Below are 23,398 nucleotides of genomic sequence, written 5' to 3' on the forward strand. Positions count from 1 at the left end.
TTTGTTTACACCGAATACAAAACAATCAGACAAACAAAACATATTATTTATCTGTTTGTTTTTGCTTCTTTTTCAAATACTCCGCACGCAATTTTTCAAGTTGCTGCTTTTTATCAAATTTGGCAGGCGTCTGTTTTTCATGAAACTTTGCCACAGCTACCTGACTTTTGTAATCTAATTGATATTTGCCCACTTTGTTCACCTACTTTTCTTGTCTTTACAGAGAATCTATTCAACAAATATAATATACCTTATTTTACTGAAGCAAATTTTATTACTTTAGTAGTTTTTCTACTTACATCTATCTTAATCCAAATATCCCTTTATCTAACTAACCTGCCCCGTTAGTTTAAGTAGGAAACTTCACAATCTCAATAGAGTAAAACCTATCGGTACATAATCCAATCACCTTTCAATTAGACCTCATAATGTCTCATAAGACTTGTATCAAAATACTTATCGTTGTAAATGTGTATTTTCTTGACTCTACCCCAATTATAATAAAACAACTTTATTGTTTTTTAAAGAATTTTATTGTAAATGAAACTACTTTATTATCTCTGTACAAAAATTTAATCATTGGGGGTTTTGTTCATTCCCACTCATTATTAGCCTTCACCAATCGGGCGTTTACGGGCAGCCCGCCTCCCACAAATAGTGGGATAAAAGCACATCACTTATTTACAAATAATGGTTTTATCGATATATTAAGAAATAAAAGGGGGTAAAAATAATGGATACTTGTTCTGATATTTTAATCGTTATCGATTTACAAAATGGGGTATGTTATAGCGGAGAGCATTTATTTGATTTACAAAACTTGCTTACAAAAGTAAATAAAAGAATTTCTTCATACAGAAAATCAAATAAACCAATCATTTTTGTTCAACATTGTGATGATGATTTAGTACCCGAAAAAGAACTTTGGGCTATTCATACTGATCTAGATGTTCAAGACCAAGATTTCTTTGTGAGAAAAACACATGCAAATTCATTTTATAAAACAAACTTAAAAGAAATTTTAGATCAATTATCTGTACATCGTATTGAATTTTGTGGCGCCCAAACAGAGTACTGTATGGATGCTACGATTAAATTTGCTCACGGACTAGGGTACGAAAACTTTATGGCACCTAAAATAACTTCTACATTAAACAATCCATTTATGTCCGCAAAAGAGACAATTGACTTTTATGAGAATATATGGAATCACAGATTTTTAAAGTTGCTAAAAGATGAGCTCTAGCATAAATGACGAATGACTTGATCATTCTAAGATTAATCAGCTACACTCAAGTGTCTCATTATCCTCATAAAAAAGCTGATTACATCGGGCTTCTTTTAACCTGTTTTATATTCTATATATAGCATTATAATTCCTTTGTCATATTATTTTAAAAATTTTGTATATTCATTTGAAAGAATAAGAAAATCATGATAAAATTGTGTTACAAATATATCTATATCTTTCAATTTTTAAAACGCATCAAAATTTTCGCCCAAAAGCGTCATTTTACAAAACTGTGCTAATTTATCTATTTTATTTACATCAGGGTCTCTTTTCTTACAATTTCTTTACTTTAGGAAATTTTTTCTGCAACAACTGTTTTCTTTTCTTTAATTTTTTGGTATGTATAGTATGGTATAACAGCTCACACGGAGGTGGAAAAGAACATGTTAGAAACCTTTCAAAAAGAAATAGAACTTTATGAAAGCAATGCAGAATTATTGAAAGTACTTGCTCACCCAGTTCGTTTATGTATCGTAAAAGGATTAATCGAGCGTGGTCCAAGCAACGTTTCTACAATGTACACTGGCTTAAACATGCCACAGTCTACAATTTCACAGCATTTAGCAAAATTAAAAAGTGCTAAAATCGTTTCTAGTGAAAGAAAAGGATTAGAAATTTACTACAAAGTAGAAAACGAAACAATTATTCAACTCGTTCGCGTATTATTAGGTTAGGGACTAATAAACAGAGAAAAAGAACGTATTCTATATTTTTCATCTCATATCTTTAATATAAATATATATCATGAGAGGAAATATATAATACTACATACGTCGTATTAAAAAACAAGACACAGAAATATGCTGTGTCTTGTTTTTTATATTGTTAAATACCGATTCAGATGTAAATTCTGTATGTCTTTCGTATGTATAACAACATCAAAGGCATTCCCTAATCCTCCGTTCAAAATCATAGAACGAATTGCTCGATTTTGTTTTTGAGTTTCAGAAAAAGGATTCGTATCTTGATGACTCGTAAGCTGTTCTAATATTCCTGCAGCTAACAAAAACTCAGATTGCTTCTTATGCCATACTGCACTCATTCCCTGAAGGTTAAAAATCTCCTTTAACTCATCCCAATGAATATGAGTAGTAAGATCCATTTCCCCTGGATACGCTAAAGGATTACGTATTAACTTATGCTTATAATACCCACGTAAACTTCCTTCTCGATGCGCAGGGTACGTCCATTCTGCTTTTGTGTATCCATAGTCAACTGTAATACATATACCTTTTTGAAACCATTTTGCAATTCCTTTTATATAATCTTCCATCGCAATTGGCACCTCAAAACGCTGCCCTTCTGCAATATGAATGTTATATTTCAGTAAGTAGCGACCGATTCTTTTATCTAACGGTCTACATACTTCAGCAAGGTTCCCTTCCTCTGTATACGTAATACGTACTTCATACAACATTCCATTTCTCTTCTCAATTACTTCAACAGGAAATGCATCAAATAACTCATTCGAAAAAAGAATTCCTTCGAATGACTCTCCCATTTTACTATAAGATGTATAATACGATACATTAGAAAATGAGCACAGATTCTCTTGTTGTAATTTTCTATGAAAAGGGCTCACTTCAATCATTGAATAGTTTAAATCAATAAAGGTTTCCGGAGATAATTGCTTCCATTCTTGTAAAACATCATAGGCAAACTTTCCTGTTCCCCCGCCAATCTCACAAATATTTGGAGCGACTTCATCATTCTCAACAAGACGAATAAAAAACTTAGCAAATGTTTTTGCAAAAGCAGAGGATACATTGCTACTTGTAAAAAAATCGCCTTGTCTTCCAATCTTTTCACGGTCCTTCATATAATAGCCATGCCCTTCTGCATACAATACGAGGTTCATATACGTACTATATGAAATCGAATAATCTTTCTCTTTCCCCATCCATTCTCTTAAAATGAGCTCCATCCCCATAATGACTCCTTATTGTAAAAATGGATTATTTTCTTTTTCAAAACCGATACTTGTTTCTGGACCATGTCCACATAGCACCGCTGTTTCATCTGGCAATACGAATAATTTCTCTTCAATACTTCCAATTAATTCAGCAAAACTTCCACCAGGTAAATCAGTTCTTCCAATACTCATTTGGAATAATACATCTCCTGAGAACACTGCATTCGCCTCTTTACTATAATAAGAAATACTTCCTGGAGAGTGTCCTGGCGTCTCAAAAATTTCAAAATTAAATGAACCGACTGTTAATGTACCTTCTGCATCAATAATATGATCCGCTGGCTTAGCTGTAATACTACGGTTCATCATAAAAATTTGAGAGCCATTTACAGTTCCATCTCCTAACCAATCTGCTTCTTCTTTATGTACGTATACAGGAATATGGAAAGCGTCTCTTACCGCATCAACAGCACCAATATGATCAAAGTGGGCATGCGTTAATAAAACCGCCAGTGGTTTTAATTGTTCTTCTTGTAAATATGTAACGAGCTTCTCTCCTTCATGACCAGGATCAAAGATAATACACTCATTTTGATCATTCGTTAAAATATAAGCATTTGTTTGTAATGGTCCTAACGGCATTTGTGTCCATTTCATATGAAAATCTCCTCCAGTTATTAAACTTACTTTTAATGATACAACATTTCTTTCTCTTAGGAAAAGAAAGGATGCTATCTCGACAATCATTTTTAAAACATGTACAATGTAAAAGAGTAAATATTCTAAAAACTCATATTTAAGAATAGGTAGACAGAGGAGGATATTGTATGGGCCTTGTTATTATTTTTACGCTTGTCACTCTGTTAGCTGTTTTTGCTACGCTTAGAACACTTCGCGAAAAGAACTTTTTCGCAGGCGGCTTTGCAATTGCGACTGTACTCGTTTTCGGATGGTTTACGATCATGACTGTTCTATATAACGGGTATCCGCCAGCAGCTTAATTCACTTACATGTTATTCTTCATCAAGATTTTACGCAAAAAGAGGAAGGGTTTCCCCCTTCCTCTTTTCACATTTCACAACTTATATCATCTTCGCTTCGTATTTGTGCTTTTTTACAAGCCAAGCTCCTCCAATAACACCTGCATCATTACCAAGTGTTGCAATGGCTAACTTCGTACTCTTTACAGCACGTGAGAAAGCATATTGCTCGAAATAACTTTGAATTGGTTCTAATAGTGCATCTCCAGCTTTAGACACGCCTCCACCAATAACAATTTTCTCTGGGTTCAACGTACTAGAAAGATTCGCTACAGCTAATCCTAAATAAGAAGCTACTTTTTCTACTACTTCATTTGCTAGTTCATCACCTTGTCCGTGCGCTTCAAAAACATCTTTTGATGTAATACGTCCTTCTTCTGCTAACATAGAACGTAACATGCTTTCTTTATCAGTCTCTTGTATTTTCTGCATAGCAACACGCACAATACCCGTTGCAGAAGCTACTGTTTCTAAACAACCAGATTTTCCGCAATTACATGGGAAAGCATTTTCTGTAACGACTGTAATATGTCCAATCTCACCAGCAGCACCACTTACACCGTGTACAATCTCACCATTGGCGATTACACCACCACCGACACCAGTGCCAAGCGTCATACAAATTAAATCTTTTGCTCCTTCGCCAGCACCTTTCCACATTTCGCCAAGCGCTGCTAAGTTTGCATCGTTATCAATTACAACAGGTAACCCTGTTTCTACTTCTAGTAAATCTTTTAATGGATAGTTTTTCCACCCTAAATTAACCGCTTCATAAATCATTCCAGATGCTACATGCACAGGACCAGGAGCTCCCATACCAATACCAATTAACTTGCTTTTTAATTCGCCTAACTCTTCTAATTTTTTATCAATTGCCTTCGCTACGTCAAGTGTAATATGTTTTCCTTGCTCATTTGTATTCGTAGGGATTTCCCACTTATGTAAAATTTCACCGTATACATTAATAAATGCTAATTTAATCGTTGTACCACCAAGGTCAACACCAACTAACCATTTCTCTTCCATGTTGCTTACCTACCTTTATCTAATTCTTATTTAGCTCTTTTTGAATTTCTTGCTTCAATAAAAATAAAGCTGTTTGATAGTCTTGTGGATCGATTAGCTGTGACTGATTTAATTCACGTAGCTCATCTTGCATTAATTGCAAATCTGCAATTCGATCACCCGTATAAATAATCGTACCAAATTTCTTTAGCAATTGCTGAATATCATAAATAGATACCATTTCATCACCCTCTATGCTCACTTACTATAAAAAATTATAATAAGAAAACGTTCACATATTTTATTATAATCAAGAAGAAAAAGTCTCGTCAATTTTTATTTGTCTATACAAGCCCATTTATAACCATTGTTCCTTTTTCTGTAATAATTTTTTCTACATTTTTATCAAATGGTTCCACTGGAATTTGTTTTACCATTTGAAAATCATAAGCTAATGATAGCGTTTTCCCTTTATAATGCACGAGATAACGATCATAATAGCCCCCGCCGTATCCAATCCGTTCTCCTCGCTCTGTATAAGCTACGCCTGGTACGATTTGAAGGTTAATTTCATCCGCATTCACTTCTTCAGTAAGCGATGGAATCGGTTCACGCAAATGCATATACACTGTTTCTAATTGATCAAAATTACTAATTTGCCGGAAGGACATTGTTCTTGTTCCTTTATTACACTTCGGAACTACAACTTTCTTTCCTTCTTCCCAAGCTTTTTCGATAATAGGATATGTATTCACTTCATTTTCCATTGAAAGAGTGATTCCAATTGTTTCAGCTTCAACCCACTCTTTTTGCGCATACAACGAAACTGCGATTTGCTCTGATAAAGTTGTATACTGTTCTTCCGATAAAGAATTCATGTGTTCTATTATTTTTTTACGTAAACGTATTTTCTCTTCTTTCACACATCTTCCCCCCTACAGTGACACTTTACTCTATGATGATAGTGTATCACTTTTAATATAGGAATCGAATAAAAAAAGAAACAGTAGGAAAATATTCCTACTGCTTACTTTGTTTCACGGTGTAACGTAGACTTCTTGTCACGCTTGCAATACTTTTTAAGCTCGATACGCTCAGCGTTGTTACGTTTATTTTTCTTTGAGATATAGTTACGATCTCCGCATTCTGTACATGCTAGAGTAATATTCACACGCATTCTTATTTCCCTCCAGTACTAATAACTTAAATCAGACTATACCATAATACCACTTTTAAAATAAAAATTCTACACCTTTTGATATTGTCTAATTTTTTCTATAAGATTTTTCATGTTTTCCCTTGCTATCACTGGATTTCTAGCATGTGAATACACCAAAAATTTTGGTTGTTTTGTATCAGAAACGATATAAGACCACTCTTTTTCGGTATATTTGAACTGCACTCCTTCAAATATACCTTCTTCCTTTCTTTCCATATCGGCCAATAATTTCCTCATCACTTTCCCTTTTTCGTTCCATGAACACACAACTTCATCATAAAGTAAATAAAGCGGCGGTGATTGCTCTACTATGCTAAGAAACGCCTTTTCTTGCAGTGCTATTAACTCGAATAACTTTCCAATTCGATATAAAATATCTCGTTTCCACTTTACTTGAAACGCCTTTTTTTCATCATGTATATAAAATAGAAGGTAACATTCTCCTAATTTCAAAGACATTGGGTAAATATTCCCTTTTGATTCCAGTAATAAGTCAGGAAGATCTATTTCTTCAAAATCTGTACCTTGGTAAATATTACTATGATTATCATATAACTCGAAATAATTTCCTTGCTCAGAAAACATAAGCGCCATATTCGCTTTACTTGATTTCATCAAAGCTTTCACATGATCTTTTTGTTCGCCCGCATAAATCCATGTAACTGTGCACCCAAGCCTTTGAAGAAAGAGCATAAGTAAATGTTGTAACATATCATTTCTCTTATTAATAAGAAGATGAAACTTTTGTTTTTGTATTTGTTCAATATCAATGCATTCTAATACAGCTTCTATATAGTCATTTAAAGAAACGTGGACTGGCGTATTTTGTCCCATTTCTTTCTCACATACGTAATAAAACGACTCGGACATATATACTTGTTCTATTGCTTTTTGCTGCTTATACGTTAACAGCATCCCATCCTTACCATACAGCTTTATAACAACTTCTTTTTCATTTTCCACTTGAACGAAAACCCCACCTGCACATTGCAAATTATGAATGCTATACTGAAAAAGTGACTCGTTCATCTCTTTGCATTCCATCGTATGAATCCCGATACCATGAATAGCATGTAAAAATAAATTTTTATAAGAAGTTGTTTCTATATGTTCTTGACTCCCAATTAGTATGCTTTCCCCTTTTCCGAAAAGAGATCCATACGCCATCGCCACTTTTACAATAAATTGCGGAGTAATCTCAACATTCCCTCTCCCTACAATACGGCTTTTTTGTAACCAGCCAGCGCTTTTTTCACTTTCTTGAACACCAGCCGATCCTACTATCGAATGACTATCAATGGCCTTATAAGGCCATAATTTTCCTTTTTGCTTAATGACCGTACTCTTCCCTATATGACAATGATCCGCTACAATACTTTTTTGAAACAACGTAACGTCATCTTCAACCATTGTATGCTCTCCTATTGTCGTTTCTAATAGCTCACAATACTCCCCAATGTGAGCATTTGCAAAAACAATACTTTTTTGAAGATGAGAGTAACTTGAAACAATACTATTTTTCCCGATAATAGAGTACGGCTCAATTACAGCCCCCGCACCAATCTTTGCTCCTTCTCCAATAAAAGATGGGCCATGAATTTTCGTCCCTTTTCCAATCGTCACACCTTCTCCCATCCATACCATCGGTAACACTTCCGTATAAGGAATAGGTACTTGCAATTTTTTCGTTAACAAATCAAATTGTGCTTGTCGATATTGATCAAATGTACCAATATCTAACCAATAACCTTCTGACAAATATGCAAATAACGCGTTCTTATTTGCTAATAATGGAAACACATCTTGACTGAAATCAAAAAATTCTCGGGGTGGTATGTAAGAAAAGATTTCTGGCTCCATAATATAAATCCCTGTATTCACAATATTGGAGATTACCTCATTCCAGCTTGGTTTTTCTATATATCGTGTAACCTCTTGCTCTTTGTTCATTACAACCAAACCGAATGAGAGTGGGTTTTCTACTTCCTTTACAAACATAGTTACCATTCTTTTCTTTTGTTCATGAAACGCAATTCCTTCTGATAATCGAAAATCAGTTAATGCATCTCCACTTATAACAACAAATGTTTCATCTAAAAAGTTTTCCGCTTGTTTAATACTTCCTGCCGTTCCAAGTGGAGGGGAGTCTTCAAAATAGTACAAGTTAACTCCCCATTTACTACCATCGCCAAAATATTGCTTAATGGCCGCACTCATATATTGAACTGTAATTGCAATTTCACGAATACCATGCTGACGTAACAATTCAATATTGTATTCCAAAACTGGTTTTTCTAATAATGGCAACATCGGCTTTGGAGTATTACATGTTAATGGTCTAAGGCGTCTTCCTTTTCCTCCAGCTAAAATAACCCCCTTCATATACTTCAGCCTCCACTTATATAATGTTCAATAAATCCATACACCATATGTATATTCTCTATCCCACATGAACTAGCAATATAAGCTTGATTGTTTCAACAAATCATTGTGCTATGGAAAATCTCTGCTTATAATCTTCTTCCATATAAAATGAAACTTTAATAAGAAGGGCTATTTTTATCACCCTCAAACAACAAAGAAAGCGCTTACTATTAACTTAGTAAAAAAGCACTGAATAAAAACCAATAATACTAATTTCCCCATTATATTATGATACATCTTATCATCATAAACTAAAGGAAACAATGAGCTTTTTTTGTCATGTTTTGACTAAAAAAAGCAGGTGATTTCTCATCACCTACTTTCCTTCCTATTCATTCAATAAATAATGCTTTCCTTTTACTAAATAAAATACATTCTCAGCAATATTTGTAACATGATCTGCTACACGCTCAATATATCTTGCAACAAAGGATAATTGTGTAATTTGTGTAATAGCCTCTGGTTGTTCAGGGATCGAGGATATAAATTCACGAATTGCCTTCCCATATATTTCATCAACTGAATCATCCATCTCAGCAATTTGTTTAGCAAAAGTTAAATTTTCTTGTTCGTATGCTTCCAATGCTAAATTTAGCATCTTATGAGCAATCGCAAACATTTCATCAAGATTTTGCAAACTAACTGTTACTTCTTTTTCTCCAAGACGAATTGTGGATTTCGCAATATTAACAGCATGGTCTGCAATACGCTCTAAATCTGTCGCTGTTTTAATTGAAATAAAAATTCTTCTTAAATCACTTGCTACAGGCTGTTGCTTCGTAATAAGCATAAGAGCAAGATCGTTTATTTCCTCTTCTAAATTATCCATGCGGTAATCACCATCAATGACCTCTAACGCTTTCTCTACATCTCTTGTATGCAGACCTTCCATAGCAATTAATAAAGCTTCCTTTGCTAATTCACCAAGCTCAATTACCTTTTGCTGTAACGTTTTTAAATCACACTGAAACTGTTCTCTTACCATCGTTTCTTCCCCCTCAATATTATGTGCCATTTTATATAAATCTCCTATCTAACCTCTTATACTTGCCATAAGCAGTAAGATAGGAGAAGTTTTAATTCTCTATTAAAATGAGGTAAAAATAAGAAATGCCCTCTGTTAAGAGGGCATTTTCTCTTAGCCTTGCTAGCGATATCAACCGAATCGTCCTGTGATATAGTCTTCTGTACGCTTATCTGAAGGGGTTGTGAATAATTTATTTGTATCTGTATACTCCACAACTTCCCCACTTAAGAAGAAAGCTGTTTTATCTGAAATACGCGCTGCTTGTTGCATGTTATGCGTTACAATTACAATACTAAAGTCTTTCTTTAACTCTTGAATTAATTCTTCTACTTTTAACGTCGAAATTGGATCTAACGCCGATGTTGGTTCATCCATTAAAATAACGTCTGGTTCAATCGCTAAGCAACGTGCAATACATAAGCGTTGTTGCTGTCCACCAGATAAACCGTATGCGTTATCATGCAAACGATCTTTTAATTCATCCCAAATTGCTGCCCCGCGTAAACTTTTTTCAACAATTTCGTCCAACGTTTTTTTATCACGAACACCGTGGATTTTCGGTCCATATGCTACATTTTCATAAATAGATTTTGGAAATGGATTTGGCTTTTGGAACACCATTCCTACATGTGTGCGTAATTCTTCAACTGGATACGATTTATCAAATATATTACGTTCTCTATATTCAATCACGCCTGTAGTTCGAACGATCGGTACTAACTCTACCATACGATTTAATGTTTTTAAGTACGTTGATTTACCGCAACCACTTGGTCCAATAATTGCTGTAACTTCATTCTCATGAATACTTAAGTTAATATCCTTTAAAGCATGGTCTTCTCCATACCATAAATTTAGGTTTTTCGTATCAAATACTACTTTTTTTGGAGCAGTCTGGATTTTCTCTTCGTTTTTCACCTGTACATTTACTACTGTTGCTACCATTTGAATTCCCCTTTCATCCACTTCCAACTTATTTTCGATTCCGTAACCATAAGACAAATATATTGATAAAGAGTAACAGACCTAGCAAAACAATCATCCCAGCTGCCGCTACATACTGAAATTCTTCTTGTGGTCTACTCATCCAATTAAAAATTTGAATTGGTAAAACTGTAAATCTATCAAACATACTAAATGGAACATAATTTGCAAACGCTAATGCTCCGATTACTAACAACGGTGCCGCTTCTCCAATTGCTCTTGATACCGCTAACGTACAACCCGTTATAATTCCTGGGAAAGCTACCGGCAATACAATTTGATACATCGTTTGCCACTTCGTAGCACCTAATCCGTAAGAAGCCTCTAATAATGAACTTGGTACAGATCGTATCGCTTCTTGACTAGCTACAACAACTGTCGGTAAGACGAGCAAACTCATCGTCAGCGCCGCTGCAACAATACTCTCGCCTAAATGAAGAGCATATACAAAAATAGTTAAGCCAAGTAATCCAAATACAACGGAAGGTACTCCTGCTAACGTTTGATTATTAATTTCTATTACCTTTTTAAATATAGATTCCTTCGCATATTGCTCTAAATAAAGGGCAGTCCCGACTCCAAATATAAACGAGACCGGTATAACAATACTCATAAATAATATTGTCCCCGACAAAGCTGCAGCAATCCCGGCTTCTTTCGGATTACGTGAAGCGAAGTTTGTAAAGAAATCTATTGAAAGATAGCTTAACCCTTTTTCAAAAATTTGAAAAAGCAAAATAAGCAAAATTACGATTGAAAACAAAATTGCTATATAAAATAACAATTTGTAAATTCGATCTTTAAAAAAACGTGATGCCATATTTTCTTGTATTTTTTTATGATTCAACATTCGCATATTATGTCACCCTCCTAAAACGGCGCACAATATACTGCGAAATGATGTTCATTATAAAAGTAAACAAGAATAACGTTGCGCCTACGGCATACATACTGTAATAAGCAATCGTTCCATGCGGAGCATCGCCTAAACTCACTTGCACAATATAGGCTGTTAACGTTTGAATAGAGTGCGTCGGATCCAGCGATACATTCGGTGTGGATCCCGCTGCAATTACAACTATCATTGTTTCACCGATTGCCCTAGAAGCCGCTAATATAATCGCTGCCATAATTCCTGTAAAAGCTGCGGGAAACACTACTTGTTTTACCATCTCAAACCGAGTCGCACCGAGCGCTAACGAGGCTTCTTTCGTTCCTTTCGCCACAGCTCTCATCGAGTCTTCAGATAAAGATGCAACTGTAGGTATCATCATAAATCCAATCACGATTCCTGGACTAATTGCATTAAAAAACTGTAAATCCGGTATCATTCGTTGTAAAAGTGGCGTGACAACTATTAATGCAAAAAAACCATATACAATTGTCGGGATACCTGCTAATAGTTCTAACATCGGCTTTAATATTTTTCGCGCACCGTTTGAAGCGTATTCGCTCAAAAATACAGCACACGCTAAACCGATAGGAATTGCTACAAACATGGCGATTGCTGTTACAAGGACTGTTCCACATATAAGTGGTAATATACCGAATTTAGGATCTTCAAAAAACGGTAACCATTCTTTCTCCGTCAAAAAGGAGTATAATGATATTTTTTGAAAAAACATCATTGTTTCATTTGCCAACGTAAAAATAATTCCAATTGTCGTCACAATAGACACACTAGCAATTATTTTTAATAATAATGGAACTATTTGATTGATTCGCTGCGTTTTTTTTCTTTGTTTTGTATTTCTTTCAATCAAATGTTGTACAGAAAATGTAATTTGACTTTTGTCATTATGAGCCAAAGATGAAAACCCCTTTCCACCCTGACATTACCTTTTGATTTCTGTTAACATTCGCAGCTGTTCATTATATTTTTCTTTTCGTAATTTTACATATCCAACCTCTTCAGCGAGGTTACCAACATGTTTGATTATAAACTCAACATAATTTGCTACATTTATTTTTTGTCGGATAGATGCATCATTCACATAAGTAAATAACGATCTAGATAACGGCTTATAATCACCTGATTGAATAGTCTCTTTCGTCGGAAATACACCGTTCACTTTTATCGCTTTCACCCTATCTCGATTGGCCATATAATAAGCATATCCTACAAAAGCAATGGCATTTTTATCATGCATTACTCCTTGCATAATAACTTGATCATCTTCAGACAAAGAGACTTTTTTTACAATGCGACGATTTTGTAAGATGACATTTTGAAAATAATCATAAGTACCAGAGTCTACACCTGGTGCATAAAACTTCACTTGTGCACGTGGCCATGTTGAATGAACTTGCGACCATCGCTTCTCTCTTCCATCTTCACTCCATAAGAGACGTAACTCGTCTACTGTCATATTGTCTACCCAAGTATTGTGACGATTTACAACAATCGTAAGACCGTCATAAGCAACCTCAAAGGGTGTAAACTGAATGGAGTTATTCTTCATTTCATTTTCTTCCACTTGTTTCATTACTCTCGAAGCATTATTTATATCCACTTCTCCTTTACTGAAACGATTAAATCCTCCTCCAGTTCCAGAAACACTAATAGAAATTTTCACGTTTGGATGCTCCTTTGTATATTCCTCCGCTACTGCTTCTATAATAGGGAAAACCGTTGAGGATCCATCAACTCTCACTTCTCCCATTTCGTTCACAGCAAATGCAGTAGATATGCCAAAACAAAGGAACCATGTCGATAATATAAAAACTTTAATCGATGCACTCATCCATTTCACGTGTTCTTCCTCCTAGAAGTAACCGGAAATAACAGGATTACAGATATAAGAATACTGCTAAACTATTAATTCGGTTTTAATTGTTTGTAAAAGTTTTGTAAAGTTCCACAGGAATCAACATAAGATAAAACTTTAATCAGTAGCCGCTATTCATTTCCACTGATAATTAATTAGTCCATAAGACAGTTATCCCCCTATACACAATATAAAATTATCATTTGTGAGACCGCGTGCTTTTTCCAATATTTTATACTTGTCCACATTTATTACACGATATGCATAAACCATAAAAAAAAGCACACTATCTTTTCAGATAGTGTGCTTTTTTTACAACTTTTTTATTCCTCATCTTGATCTTCTTTTTCATTTTTATTATCTTTTGCATCTTTTGGAGCTTCACCATTTATTTCTTGGTTTTTCAAATCAAAGTAAGCATCCATAATTTCACGACTAATATATCCATTAATACCAGTCTTATCATCATGTACCCACGGAACAACAACAGAAAATGCTACTTCAGGGTCTTCAAGTGGCGCATAACCTACTAATGTTAAGTTATAAACTTGAACACGCTCACCTTTTGCATTTCTACCAATCTCTTTATCTCCGCCATACACAGTTTGGGCTGTACCGGTTTTCCCTGCAGCTTTATATTTTGCACCTGTAAAGTATTTTGTAGCTGTACCACCCGAATCGTTAAATACTTGTCTAAATCCTTCTTGAACACGTTTAATTTGTGATTCAGGCATATCAATACGATTTAGCACTTTCGGTTCCATCGAATGAACAACTTTTCCAACTTCCTCCGGTTTCACTGCCGGTTGACGAATCTCTTTCACAACTTGCGGCTGCATACGATATCCACCATTGGCAATTGTTGAAATATACTGAGCTAATTGAAGTGGTGTATACGTATCATATTGACCGATTGCATAATCAAGTAAAAACCCTGGGATATTGTCTGTTCTACCCATCTGACCAGCAGATTCATTCGGTAAATCGATTCCTGTTTTTACACCTAATCCAAACTGCCCGAAATAGTAACGCATCGTATCAAATGATTTTTGTTTTATATCTAACGTACCACCTCTCACATATGGAACATTAGCAATATTCATCGCTGTTTTAAACATATATACGTTAGAAGACATTTTTAACGCTGTAAGATCATTAATATATCCCATTGTTTTCCAAGATGATTTCGTCGGTGTACCTTTTAATTTGATTGGTTCATCTAACTGTACCGATCCTGGTTGAATTGCACCTGTTTGATACCCTGTCAGAATCGTTGCACCTTTTACTGTTGAACCTACAGGATACGAGCTTGTCATCGTACCTAAAGCGAAATCTTTCACATCAGTTTTTCCTTCATCATTCGTAACAAGCTGTTTTCCAGCCATAGATAACACTTCACCGTTTTTCGGATTCGTCATAACAACGAAAGCACGATCTAAAAGAGGTTCCGCTCCTTTAAATCTCATTAAGTTTTTCGCAAGAATATCTTCCACACGCTTTTGTAATTCCATATCAATTGTTAAGTTCAGGTCATTACCGCTTTGTCCTTGCGATACATTAATCGTTTCTAAAATATTACCATTTTTATCTGTAATATTTTTCACTTCTGCTTTCGTACCGTGCAGGCTATCTTCATATTGCTGTTCAAGATAACTTTTCCCTACTCGGTCATTTCGATTATAATCACGAACAAGATAGTAATCTAGTCTTTCTCTCGGTAAACCTTCATCCGCCGTCGACACCCCACCAAGAACACTTCGGAATAAATCATCATACGTATATTTTCGATCCCAATCAACATTCGTATCTACACCTGGTAATGTTGCTAGGCTCTCGCTAATAATCGCATATTCTTTTTCTGTAGCATCTTTTTTAATAACTTGAGGTGTCATTGCATATCCGCCGTCCATCTTACTTTTAATCGCTAGTATTTCTAAATCTTTTGCGGATAATTGATTAATCTCTTCTTCTGTCACACGACTTCGTTGACGCTCGTCTAATTCTTTATCGTCAATTTTGTTATCTTTCAATTCTTGACGATCTTTACTCGTAATTTTTGTTTTCGCTTCCTCTTTATGCATCGCAATCCAATAATCTTTTTTATCTCGATCTGTTAATTTATCTGTCGGTACTTCAATCAACTCTGCTAATTTTTTCGCTGTTTCTAAGCGATCTTCTGCAGTTGATCCTTTCATTTTTGTAAATGTAATAGTACGAACAGCTGTATTATCTACTACAGGTCGCCCATAGCGGTCAAAGATTTTCCCGCGCGGTACAGGATTACTTATCGTTGAATTCTCTTTCTTCTCTACTTCATTCTTATATTCCTCACCACGAACAATTTGTACATATCCGAGCCTTACAATAACCGCGGAGAACATTAAAAATACGCAAAAAAACAGCACGTTTAATCGAAAAGGAACGTGAGTTTTTTTCTTTTGTTGTTTCTGCTTCTTGCTCATACAAACCCCCTCTACCAACAGCTATGTAATGTGAAAGGGACACCTTCATACAGGTGTCCTCACTGCTGTCTTACATCTTTTTCTATTTTAGCATAAAACAAACGATAAGTTAACCTTCTGGTTCAGTTTGATTCTGAGTAGTTTCTTGCGCTACAACGCTGGTTTTCCCCACATTTCCCTCATCATATTTGACATTTTTAACTGCAAAATAAATAAGAAAATGTCCAGCACCTAAAATACATAGTAAGAAAGGTAAACTTTTTTCAGGCGGAAAGAATAACACAGCACATAAAAAACTTAAAACCGAACAAATCCTTCCAGCATTTAACCATAATTCCCGGACAACTACATACTCTACACGCCACTCTCTCGCATTTTTCGCTCTACCAATTACGTCATATGTCATTGACCCGTACGGAACGAGTAAAATAGGGTATGCGATCGCGATACATGCTGCATAAATAAGTAATTTTGTGTATGTAACATTGAATATAACTAAAAATACGACCGCATATAAAATAATGCCTCCAAGCAAAATCGCTTTTTTTCGCCACTCTTTCTTTAACATACGAGCAACTAAGTAGTAACATACAAATGATACAGCGGAGTTGACTAAGCTATATTTCCCTAATGCGAGCTCACTATCGGTTGCTAAGTACACATATACTGAAATAACAAAAATAAATGTTCCCTCTCTCAACCCTTGGAAAAAATGAGCACGTGTAATTCTCCCCCAATTTTTATCAATCCGTCGCTCTTTCAATACTTTTGTAATTTCATAACGCCCTTCACATTCTCTCTTAGATAAAAAAAAGCTTAAAACGACAGCAATTGCAAATAGCACTAATGAAAGAAAGAATATGACAGTATAACCACTCCATTTTGCCATACGTGAAATTGTGTATCCTGCCGCTATCGGTCCAATCATTCCAGAGAAGGATGTAAGAAGTCCAAGAAACCCATTAAAGAAATCTCTTGTTTCTGGTTCTGTAATCTCAAATGTCAATAAGTTAAACGCGAGCCAATAAAAACCATATCCGACTCCTAAAAGAGCCCCCATTAATAAAATATAGTGAGAAGCGCTTTTTCCCGCTACTAAAACAACGATAAAAAAAATTGCTAACGTGCCTACGCCTATTCGTAACAAGATTGAGCGGTCAATACGTTTCGCTAATTTCCCACCTATAAGAAATGTGAGAGGCTGCAATACAACGCTGGCCAAATTATACAAGCCAAGATTCACATAATTTTGTGTTTGTTTCCATAAATAAATATTAACAAACGTATTCGATAAAGAAATTGCGAGCGTGTATAAACCTCCAATAAGGAGCAATAACACTAAATCCCGATTCACTTCAACGTCACCAATTATATGTTTCCACTTCATACACAACTCTCCTTTACTTCATGTTCTAGTCTTCCAAAGACAAGCCCAATTATGTAAAAGGAAAGCATAGAAAAAAGCTAGGAGCATTCTCCTAGCTTTTTTCTATAATTATTATAATTATTTTGCTTCTTGGTAACGTTTTTCAGCAGCGTTCCAATCTACAACGTTCCAGAATGCACCGATGTAGTCTGGACGACGGTTTTGGTAATTTAAGTAGTAAGCATGCTCCCAAACATCTAAACCGATAACTGGAGTTTTACCTTCAGTTAGAGGAGAATCTTGGTTTGGCGTGCTTGTTACTTCTAACTCACCATTGTTTACTACTAACCAAGCCCAACCAGAACCGAAGCGAGTTGCGCCAGCTTTTGCGAATTCTTCTTTGAATGCATCGAAGCTACCGAATTTCGCTTCAATCGCAGTTGCAAGTTCGCCTACTGGTTGTCCCCCGCCGTTTGGAGAAAGAATTGTCCAGAAGAATGTATGGTTAGCATGTCCACCACCATTGTTACGTACTGCTGTACGGATTGCTTCTGGTACTTCGTTTAAGTTTGCAACTAATTCTTCAACGCTTTTGTCAGCTAGTTCTGCATGACCTTCTAAAGCAGCGTTTAAGTTTGTAATGTACGTGTTGTGATGTTTTGTATGATGGATGTTCATTGTTTCTTTGTCAAAGTGAGGCTCTAAAGCATCATACGCATAAGGTAAGTTTGGTAATTCGTGTTTTGCCATTGTTATATTCCTCCCAGTTTATGTATTGCCACCATATGTGTGACATACAACTTCATTCTACCCTAATTGCCATAGGGTGCAAACAAATAAATCACATTGTCTTGCTATCATTAAAGTAGCAAAATTCCCACTTCTTTTCAATTAAAATGCTCATATATTCCGTAAAAAAAGCTTCCTTCTACAAGGAAGCTTCCTGCTGACATAATAAACATGTGAAATGGGTATGGACCCTGTAGGACTCGAACCTACGACCGGACGGTTATGAGCCGTCTGCTCTAACCAGCTGAGCTAAGGGTCCATAATTATGTATGTAATAACATATTAAACAATTGAATTCCTATCGGATATATCCTTTAAGAAATGTAAGATAAATTTACCATATAAAAAAGAAAAGTGTCAATTGTATTTTTCTCATTTAAAAGAAGAAAATTATTAAAAAGAAATTTAATTATCTCCACTATATGTAAATATAATATATCTTGAGATTCTCTAGATTCCTACGTTACAATGACTTTATACATACATAAAGGAAGTGAATCTATGTCCATTTTTAAACAGCTAGCAAAAAGCGTATATTCGCCTAAAGATATTGCGCTTTTCCGTTTTCAAAAAATCGGTAAAACCATTTTGTATATTATGCTTCTTTGCTTAATCACTACTATTCCAAGAACTTTCTTGTACGGTAGCGTTATTCAAGACGGTGTTAATATGGTAAATAAAGTAATCGAAAAAGATTTACCTGATTTTAAAATTGAAAATGGCGAACTAACAGCAGATATTGATCAACCTATCGAAAAAGAAGATGGCAATGCCCTTTTCGTATTTGATCCAAATTCAACAGACTTAGAAAAATATCAAAATAAAACGGGTTTATTTGTTTTAAAAGATAAAGTAGTCTCCATGGGAAATGGTCAAACACAAACGTATTCCTATAACGACTTATTAGGTGCATCTCTTGAGAAAAAAGATTTACAAGACTTTATTTCTCTATTCGATAGTATCTATCCAATTTTATTATTTGTTATCGGATTTTTAGTGTACCTATTCCAATTATTTATTACTTTTGTAGGCGTGACTTTACTTGCGTTCATCGGTTCTGCTATGAGCGGACAACGTAAATTATCCTACAAACAAGTTTGGACATTAACTGCTTACAGTTACACAATTCCAACAATCTTCTTTATGATTATGGATTTATTTAAAATCGTCGTACCTGGTTCAACATTCATTTATATCGCAGTTGTTTTAATTGTTCTATACTTAACACTTAAAGAAGTTCCACAACCGAAAGAAAAATAAGAACGATAAAAAATGCCTAAATAGGCATTTTTTTTTTGGACAAGCATATATTCCTAGCAAAGGAGTGAAGAATATGAAGAGATTAGGTATATTCTTATTCGTGCTTGTTCTCGGTTATATATTTTATTACGATATAAAAATCGGTACTTTACCGATGTTAAGTTCATACAAAAAAACAACAGCTGCTCAAACTATAAAAAAAGAAGAAACAACTACAAAACAAAGCAAAAAGGAAGAAACAGATGTTACTTATAAAGCAATTGAAGTAAAAACTGGTGAGACCGTTCTTTCGATTACAGAACAAATTAATAAGAAAAAAATCCCTTCTATTGAAAAGGTAATTGATGACTTTAAACAATTAAATAAAAGTACATCTGCTACAAAAATTCAAATTGGAAAGACTTATAAATTCCCGTTATATCAATAAGCGATCACTTAATCCTTGTCAATTACATAAAGGCGCTGATACAATAGTAAAAGTGAAACCGAGCACTTCGGTTTCTATAGCCCTATATCACGTATACTATCATTGATATGAGGGACTAAATAAGAAACTTCTTTTATAAGGAGAGCGATCTATTCGTGAATGAAATGACTCATCGTACAAAAACACGTCCAGTTAAAGTCGGTAATTTAACAATTGGCGGTAATAATGAATTAATTATACAAAGTATGACAACAACAAAAACACATGATGTTGAAGCAACAGTTGCTGAAATTAAACGTTTAGAAGAAGCTGGTTGTCAGGTTGTTCGTGTTGCCGTTCCAGATGAACGCGCAGCAAATGCTATTGCTGATATTAAAAAACAAATCAACATTCCACTTGTTGCTGATATTCATTTTGATTATCGCCTTGCTTTAAAAGCAATTGAAGGTGGCATTGATAAAGTACGTATCAATCCAGGTAACATTGGTCGTCGCCATAAAGTAGAAGCTGTTGTAAATGCAGCAAAAGAGCGCGGCATTCCAATCCGTATCGGTGTAAACGCTGGTTCATTAGAGCGTCACATTTTAGAAAAGTACGGATACCCAACTGCAGATGGCATGGTTGAGAGCGCACTACATCACATTAAAATTTTAGAGGACTTAGATTTCCACGATATTATCGTATCTATGAAAGCCTCTGATGTTAATTTAGCAATTGAAGCATATGAAAAAGCTGCTCGCGCTTTTGATTATCCATTACATTTAGGTATTACAGAATCTGGCACATTGTTTGCTGGAACTGTAAAAAGTGCCGCTGGTCTTGGAGCAATTTTAAGTAAAGGCATCGGAAACACACTTCGTATTTCATTAAGTGCTGATCCAGTTGAAGAAGTAAAAGTTGCACGTGAACTATTAAAGTCATTCGGTCTTGCATCTAATGCAGCAACACTTATCTCTTGTCCAACTTGCGGTCGTATTGAAATTGATTTAATTAGCATCGCTAACGAAGTGGAAGAATATATTTCTACACTGCAAGTACCAATTAAAGTTGCAGTACTTGGTTGCGCTGTAAACGGCCCTGGTGAAGCTCGTGAAGCTGATATCGGTATTGCCGGTGCACGTGGAGAAGGATTATTATTCCGTAAAGGGCAAGTTGTTCGTAAAGTACCAGAAGAAACAATGGTAGAAGAACTGAAAAAAGAAATCGATGTAATTGCTGCTGAAATGGCTGCTGAAAGAGATAAAGAAAAAGAAACACAAGAACAATAAAAAGAAGGTTGCCCACAATATTTGTGAGCAACCTTCTTTTTTATGCAAAAAAGCTCGTCAGTTATATAACCGACGAGTTTTTATTTTGCACATTTTGGACAACGGCCGTATATTTCAAATTTATGCCCTGTTACTTCATAACCGTTAAAATCTTTATTCATAAAATCCATTGGACAGGAAGTAATCTCTTTCGTTCCCCCGCAATCTAAACAAATAAAATGATGATGATGTTCCATAATGGAACATGTAAAACGAAAATGTTTTTCACCATTTAATTCTGTTTGTTCTAAAACGCCGATTTCAGCAAAAACCGTTAAGTTACGATAAATCGTATCAAAACTAAGACCTGGATAATCATCCTTCATATGCTCTAAAACATCTTTTGCTGTTAAATAACGATTGTGAGCTGCAAATAATCTGAGCATCTCTTCCCTTTTCCCAGTATGTTTGTATCCTTTTTCTTTCATTAGGCGTAAAGCTTCTGTTAGATTCATACCTATCCCTACTTTATGCAGTTTTTTTCTTCTTCCATAAAATCGCACCGATTAAAATAAGAACTGCTATCATAACAATTGTACCACCTGGTGCTAGATCAAGTTGATACGAAGCAAACATTCCACCAATTACTGCAATTTCACCAAATAAAATGGAAAAGAAAATTGTTTGTTTAAATCCTTTAGCAATACGAATACTTGCTGCAACTGGTAACGTCATTAATGAGGATACGAGAAGAACACCTACTACACGCATTGATACTGCAATGACAAGAGCAACTAATATAATGAAGATAAAGTGAATCCATTTTGCCCTTAGACCAGTTGATACTGCGTATTCCTCATCAAATGATAATAAAAACAGCTCTTTATATAATAAAATAATTGTCGCAATAACAACAATTGCTACAATCCCAATAATAATTAAATCCGTACTCGTTACAGCACTTACACTACCAAATAAATAACTAAATAAGTCTGTGTTAAATCCATTTGCAAGTGAAATGAAAATAACTCCAATTCCCATTCCTGCTGAAAGAATAATCGGAATTGCTAATTCTTGATAATGCTTATATACAGTTCGTAACTTTTCAATTAGTAACGCTCCCCCAATCGAGAAAATCATCCCCATATATAGGGGATTTAAAAAGCCACCTGTAAAAATTGTTTTTTCAAGTAGTAAACTTGCTGCAATACCTGATAACGTCACGTGACTTAATGCATCTGCAATAAGAGATAAACGACGAATAACAACAAACACACCGATAAGCGGTGCAACAAGTCCAATTAAAATACCTGCATATAAAGAATTACGTAAAAAGTCATATTGTAAAAAATCTTGTATCATTATATCCTCCCGTGATGCTCATGCTCGTGTTTTAAACGATGGACATGATGTCCATATAAGACGGACATTTCTGCATCTTCTAACTCTCGGAACTCCTTTACATTCCCATGAAAATGTAAATGTTGATTTAGACATGCAACATGTGTTACTTTCTCGGTAACAGCCCCCATATCATGAGTAACAAGAATCAATGTAATCCCAAGCCTTTTGTTTAAATCCTCTAATATCTCATAAAAACTTTCCACATTTTTCACATCAATCCCAACAGTAGGCTCGTCCAAAATAAGTAATTCAGGATCACTAACGAGCGCACGAGCAATAAATACACGTTGTTGTTGTCCACCAGAAAGCTCTCCAATATTGCGACCTTGAAATTCACTCATCCCTACATCAGCAATCGCCTTTTCTACCTTCGCCTTGTCGTCTTTCGTGAAAAAGCGAAAAAGACCTTTTTTCGAAACGAGCCCCATTGACACAACTTCAAAAACAGTTGCTGGAAAACCAGAGTTGAAACTATTTGCCTTTTGGGATACATAGCCAAGTTTGTTCCATTCTTTAAACTTCTTGCTATCAACACCAAACAAGCGAATACTCCCTTGTTTAGGCTTTAAAACGCCTAATAAACATTTTAGTAAAGTGGATTTCCCAGAACCATTTGGCCCAACTAAACCTAAAAAAGCTCCCTTCGGAACTTGCAAATTAATATTTTCTAACACATTTCGATCTTCATATCGAAACGTTAATCCTTCTATTTCCAATATATTATTCATAGCATCTCACCTATTTTAATTCAGAATGATTCCGATTTATATCTA

At 35.1% G+C, this 23,398-nt stretch carries 25 protein-coding genes and 1 tRNA gene; 6 read left to right on the forward strand and 20 right to left on the reverse strand.

Annotated features, from left to right (window positions below):
* Nucleotides 1-43 precede the first annotated feature (43 nt).
* Complete coding sequence (locus JDS98_RS15565) at nt 44-193, reverse strand: hypothetical protein (protein WP_000521653.1); 150 nt, start codon at nt 191-193, stop codon at nt 44-46.
* Nucleotides 194-733: 540 nt separating this feature from the next.
* On the opposite strand from JDS98_RS15565, the gene JDS98_RS15570 reads away from it, so the two are divergent.
* Together JDS98_RS15570 and JDS98_RS15575 are read left to right on the forward strand one after the other, a co-directional pair.
* Nucleotides 734-1,246 (forward strand): cysteine hydrolase family protein, encoded by a 513-nt coding sequence (locus JDS98_RS15570; RefSeq protein WP_000379181.1) that lies wholly within the window; start codon nt 734-736, stop codon nt 1,244-1,246.
* A gap of 428 nt (nt 1,247-1,674) precedes the next feature.
* Nucleotides 1,675-1,965, forward strand: coding sequence for an ArsR/SmtB family transcription factor (locus JDS98_RS15575; protein ID WP_000894375.1), 291 nt, complete (start codon nt 1,675-1,677; stop codon nt 1,963-1,965).
* 143 nt (nt 1,966-2,108) lie between these two features.
* On the opposite strand, the gene JDS98_RS15580 is transcribed toward JDS98_RS15575, so the two are convergent.
* Nucleotides 2,109-3,221, reverse strand: coding sequence for a class I SAM-dependent methyltransferase (locus JDS98_RS15580; protein WP_070173777.1), 1,113 nt, complete (start codon nt 3,219-3,221; stop codon nt 2,109-2,111).
* Nucleotides 3,222-3,230: 9 nt separating this feature from the next.
* Nucleotides 3,231-3,860, reverse strand: coding sequence for an MBL fold metallo-hydrolase (locus JDS98_RS15585; RefSeq protein ID WP_000872319.1), 630 nt, complete (start codon nt 3,858-3,860; stop codon nt 3,231-3,233).
* 170 nt (nt 3,861-4,030) lie between these two features.
* On the opposite strand from JDS98_RS15585, the gene JDS98_RS15590 reads away from it, so the two are divergent.
* Nucleotides 4,031-4,204 carry a DUF2759 domain-containing protein gene (locus JDS98_RS15590; protein ID WP_000524850.1) on the forward strand — a complete coding sequence of 58 codons (174 nt, stop codon included), beginning with the start codon at nt 4,031-4,033 and terminating at the stop codon, nt 4,202-4,204.
* An 81-nt stretch (nt 4,205-4,285) separates the two neighbouring features.
* Here JDS98_RS15590 and glcK read toward each other — a convergent pair whose 3' ends face one another.
* The 14 genes from glcK to JDS98_RS15660 form a co-directional block, all read right to left on the reverse strand.
* Complete coding sequence (gene glcK / locus JDS98_RS15595; RefSeq protein WP_000391710.1) at nt 4,286-5,269, reverse strand: glucokinase; 984 nt, start codon at nt 5,267-5,269, stop codon at nt 4,286-4,288.
* A 19-nt stretch (nt 5,270-5,288) separates the two neighbouring features.
* Nucleotides 5,289-5,489: a YqgQ family protein gene (locus tag JDS98_RS15600; protein WP_000253699.1), complete on the reverse strand. Its 201-nt coding sequence runs from the start codon at nt 5,487-5,489 to the stop codon at nt 5,289-5,291.
* Nucleotides 5,490-5,592: 103 nt separating this feature from the next.
* Complete coding sequence (locus JDS98_RS15605) at nt 5,593-6,171, reverse strand: 5-formyltetrahydrofolate cyclo-ligase (RefSeq protein WP_000656839.1); 579 nt, start codon at nt 6,169-6,171, stop codon at nt 5,593-5,595.
* 104 nt (nt 6,172-6,275) lie between these two features.
* Nucleotides 6,276-6,425: a 50S ribosomal protein L33 gene (gene rpmG / locus JDS98_RS15610; protein ID WP_001265616.1), complete on the reverse strand. Its 150-nt coding sequence runs from the start codon at nt 6,423-6,425 to the stop codon at nt 6,276-6,278.
* A gap of 69 nt (nt 6,426-6,494) precedes the next feature.
* Nucleotides 6,495-8,849, reverse strand: coding sequence for a sugar phosphate nucleotidyltransferase (locus tag JDS98_RS15615; RefSeq protein ID WP_000679286.1), 2,355 nt, complete (start codon nt 8,847-8,849; stop codon nt 6,495-6,497).
* Nucleotides 8,850-9,219: 370 nt separating this feature from the next.
* Nucleotides 9,220-9,876, reverse strand: coding sequence for a phosphate signaling complex protein PhoU (gene phoU, locus JDS98_RS15620; protein WP_033657342.1), 657 nt, complete (start codon nt 9,874-9,876; stop codon nt 9,220-9,222).
* A 171-nt stretch (nt 9,877-10,047) separates the two neighbouring features.
* Entirely contained in the window at nt 10,048-10,863 is an 816-nt protein-coding gene (gene pstB, locus JDS98_RS15625) for a phosphate ABC transporter ATP-binding protein (RefSeq protein ID WP_000226691.1), read from the reverse strand.
* 28 nt (nt 10,864-10,891) lie between these two features.
* Entirely contained in the window at nt 10,892-11,758 is an 867-nt protein-coding gene (pstA, locus tag JDS98_RS15630; protein WP_001242538.1) for a phosphate ABC transporter permease PstA, read from the reverse strand.
* 1 nt (nt 11,759) lies between these two features.
* Nucleotides 11,760-12,710 carry a phosphate ABC transporter permease subunit PstC gene (pstC, locus tag JDS98_RS15635; RefSeq protein ID WP_199634025.1) on the reverse strand — a complete coding sequence of 317 codons (951 nt, stop codon included), beginning with the start codon at nt 12,708-12,710 and terminating at the stop codon, nt 11,760-11,762.
* A gap of 27 nt (nt 12,711-12,737) precedes the next feature.
* On the reverse strand, nt 12,738-13,655 hold the full coding sequence (locus tag JDS98_RS15640; protein ID WP_097958083.1) for a PstS family phosphate ABC transporter substrate-binding protein: 918 nt from the start codon (nt 13,653-13,655) through the stop codon (nt 12,738-12,740).
* Between the two features lie 338 nt (nt 13,656-13,993).
* Nucleotides 13,994-16,132 (reverse strand): peptidoglycan D,D-transpeptidase FtsI family protein, encoded by a 2,139-nt coding sequence (locus JDS98_RS15645; RefSeq protein ID WP_000038999.1) that lies wholly within the window; start codon nt 16,130-16,132, stop codon nt 13,994-13,996.
* A gap of 109 nt (nt 16,133-16,241) precedes the next feature.
* On the reverse strand, nt 16,242-17,519 hold the full coding sequence (locus JDS98_RS15650; RefSeq protein WP_097958085.1) for an MFS transporter: 1,278 nt from the start codon (nt 17,517-17,519) through the stop codon (nt 16,242-16,244).
* A 117-nt stretch (nt 17,520-17,636) separates the two neighbouring features.
* Nucleotides 17,637-18,248, reverse strand: coding sequence for a superoxide dismutase [Mn] (gene sodA, locus JDS98_RS15655; protein WP_001052031.1), 612 nt, complete (start codon nt 18,246-18,248; stop codon nt 17,637-17,639).
* A 224-nt stretch (nt 18,249-18,472) separates the two neighbouring features.
* A tRNA-Ile gene (locus tag JDS98_RS15660) sits at nt 18,473-18,546 on the reverse strand.
* A 242-nt stretch (nt 18,547-18,788) separates the two neighbouring features.
* Between JDS98_RS15660 and yqgB the strand changes: the two genes are divergently transcribed.
* From yqgB to ispG, 3 genes are all read left to right on the forward strand, one after another.
* Nucleotides 18,789-19,547: a protein YqgB gene (gene yqgB, locus JDS98_RS15665; RefSeq protein WP_000021677.1), complete on the forward strand. Its 759-nt coding sequence runs from the start codon at nt 18,789-18,791 to the stop codon at nt 19,545-19,547.
* A 73-nt stretch (nt 19,548-19,620) separates the two neighbouring features.
* Nucleotides 19,621-19,974 carry a hypothetical protein gene (locus JDS98_RS15670; protein ID WP_000825413.1) on the forward strand — a complete coding sequence of 118 codons (354 nt, stop codon included), beginning with the start codon at nt 19,621-19,623 and terminating at the stop codon, nt 19,972-19,974.
* A 164-nt stretch (nt 19,975-20,138) separates the two neighbouring features.
* Entirely contained in the window at nt 20,139-21,242 is a 1,104-nt protein-coding gene (ispG, locus tag JDS98_RS15675) for a flavodoxin-dependent (E)-4-hydroxy-3-methylbut-2-enyl-diphosphate synthase (protein ID WP_162861751.1), read from the forward strand.
* A gap of 80 nt (nt 21,243-21,322) precedes the next feature.
* Here ispG and JDS98_RS15680 read toward each other — a convergent pair whose 3' ends face one another.
* Genes JDS98_RS15680 through JDS98_RS15690 form a run of 3 tightly spaced genes read right to left on the reverse strand, consistent with a single transcriptional unit; the run spans nt 21,323 to nt 23,353 of the window.
* Nucleotides 21,323-21,736 (reverse strand): Fur family transcriptional regulator, encoded by a 414-nt coding sequence (locus tag JDS98_RS15680; protein WP_001054515.1) that lies wholly within the window; start codon nt 21,734-21,736, stop codon nt 21,323-21,325.
* A 13-nt stretch (nt 21,737-21,749) separates the two neighbouring features.
* Complete coding sequence (locus JDS98_RS15685; protein ID WP_000613814.1) at nt 21,750-22,583, reverse strand: metal ABC transporter permease; 834 nt, start codon at nt 22,581-22,583, stop codon at nt 21,750-21,752.
* Nucleotides 22,583-23,353, reverse strand: coding sequence for a metal ABC transporter ATP-binding protein (locus JDS98_RS15690; RefSeq protein WP_001059665.1), 771 nt, complete (start codon nt 23,351-23,353; stop codon nt 22,583-22,585). The genes JDS98_RS15685 and JDS98_RS15690 overlap by 1 nt, the downstream gene beginning before the upstream one ends.
* Between the last annotated feature and the right edge of the window lie 45 nt (nt 23,354-23,398).

It is taken from the genome of Bacillus cereus group sp. N11 (assembly GCF_016483605.1).
Classification (GTDB): domain Bacteria; phylum Bacillota; class Bacilli; order Bacillales; family Bacillaceae_G; genus Bacillus_A; species Bacillus_A toyonensis.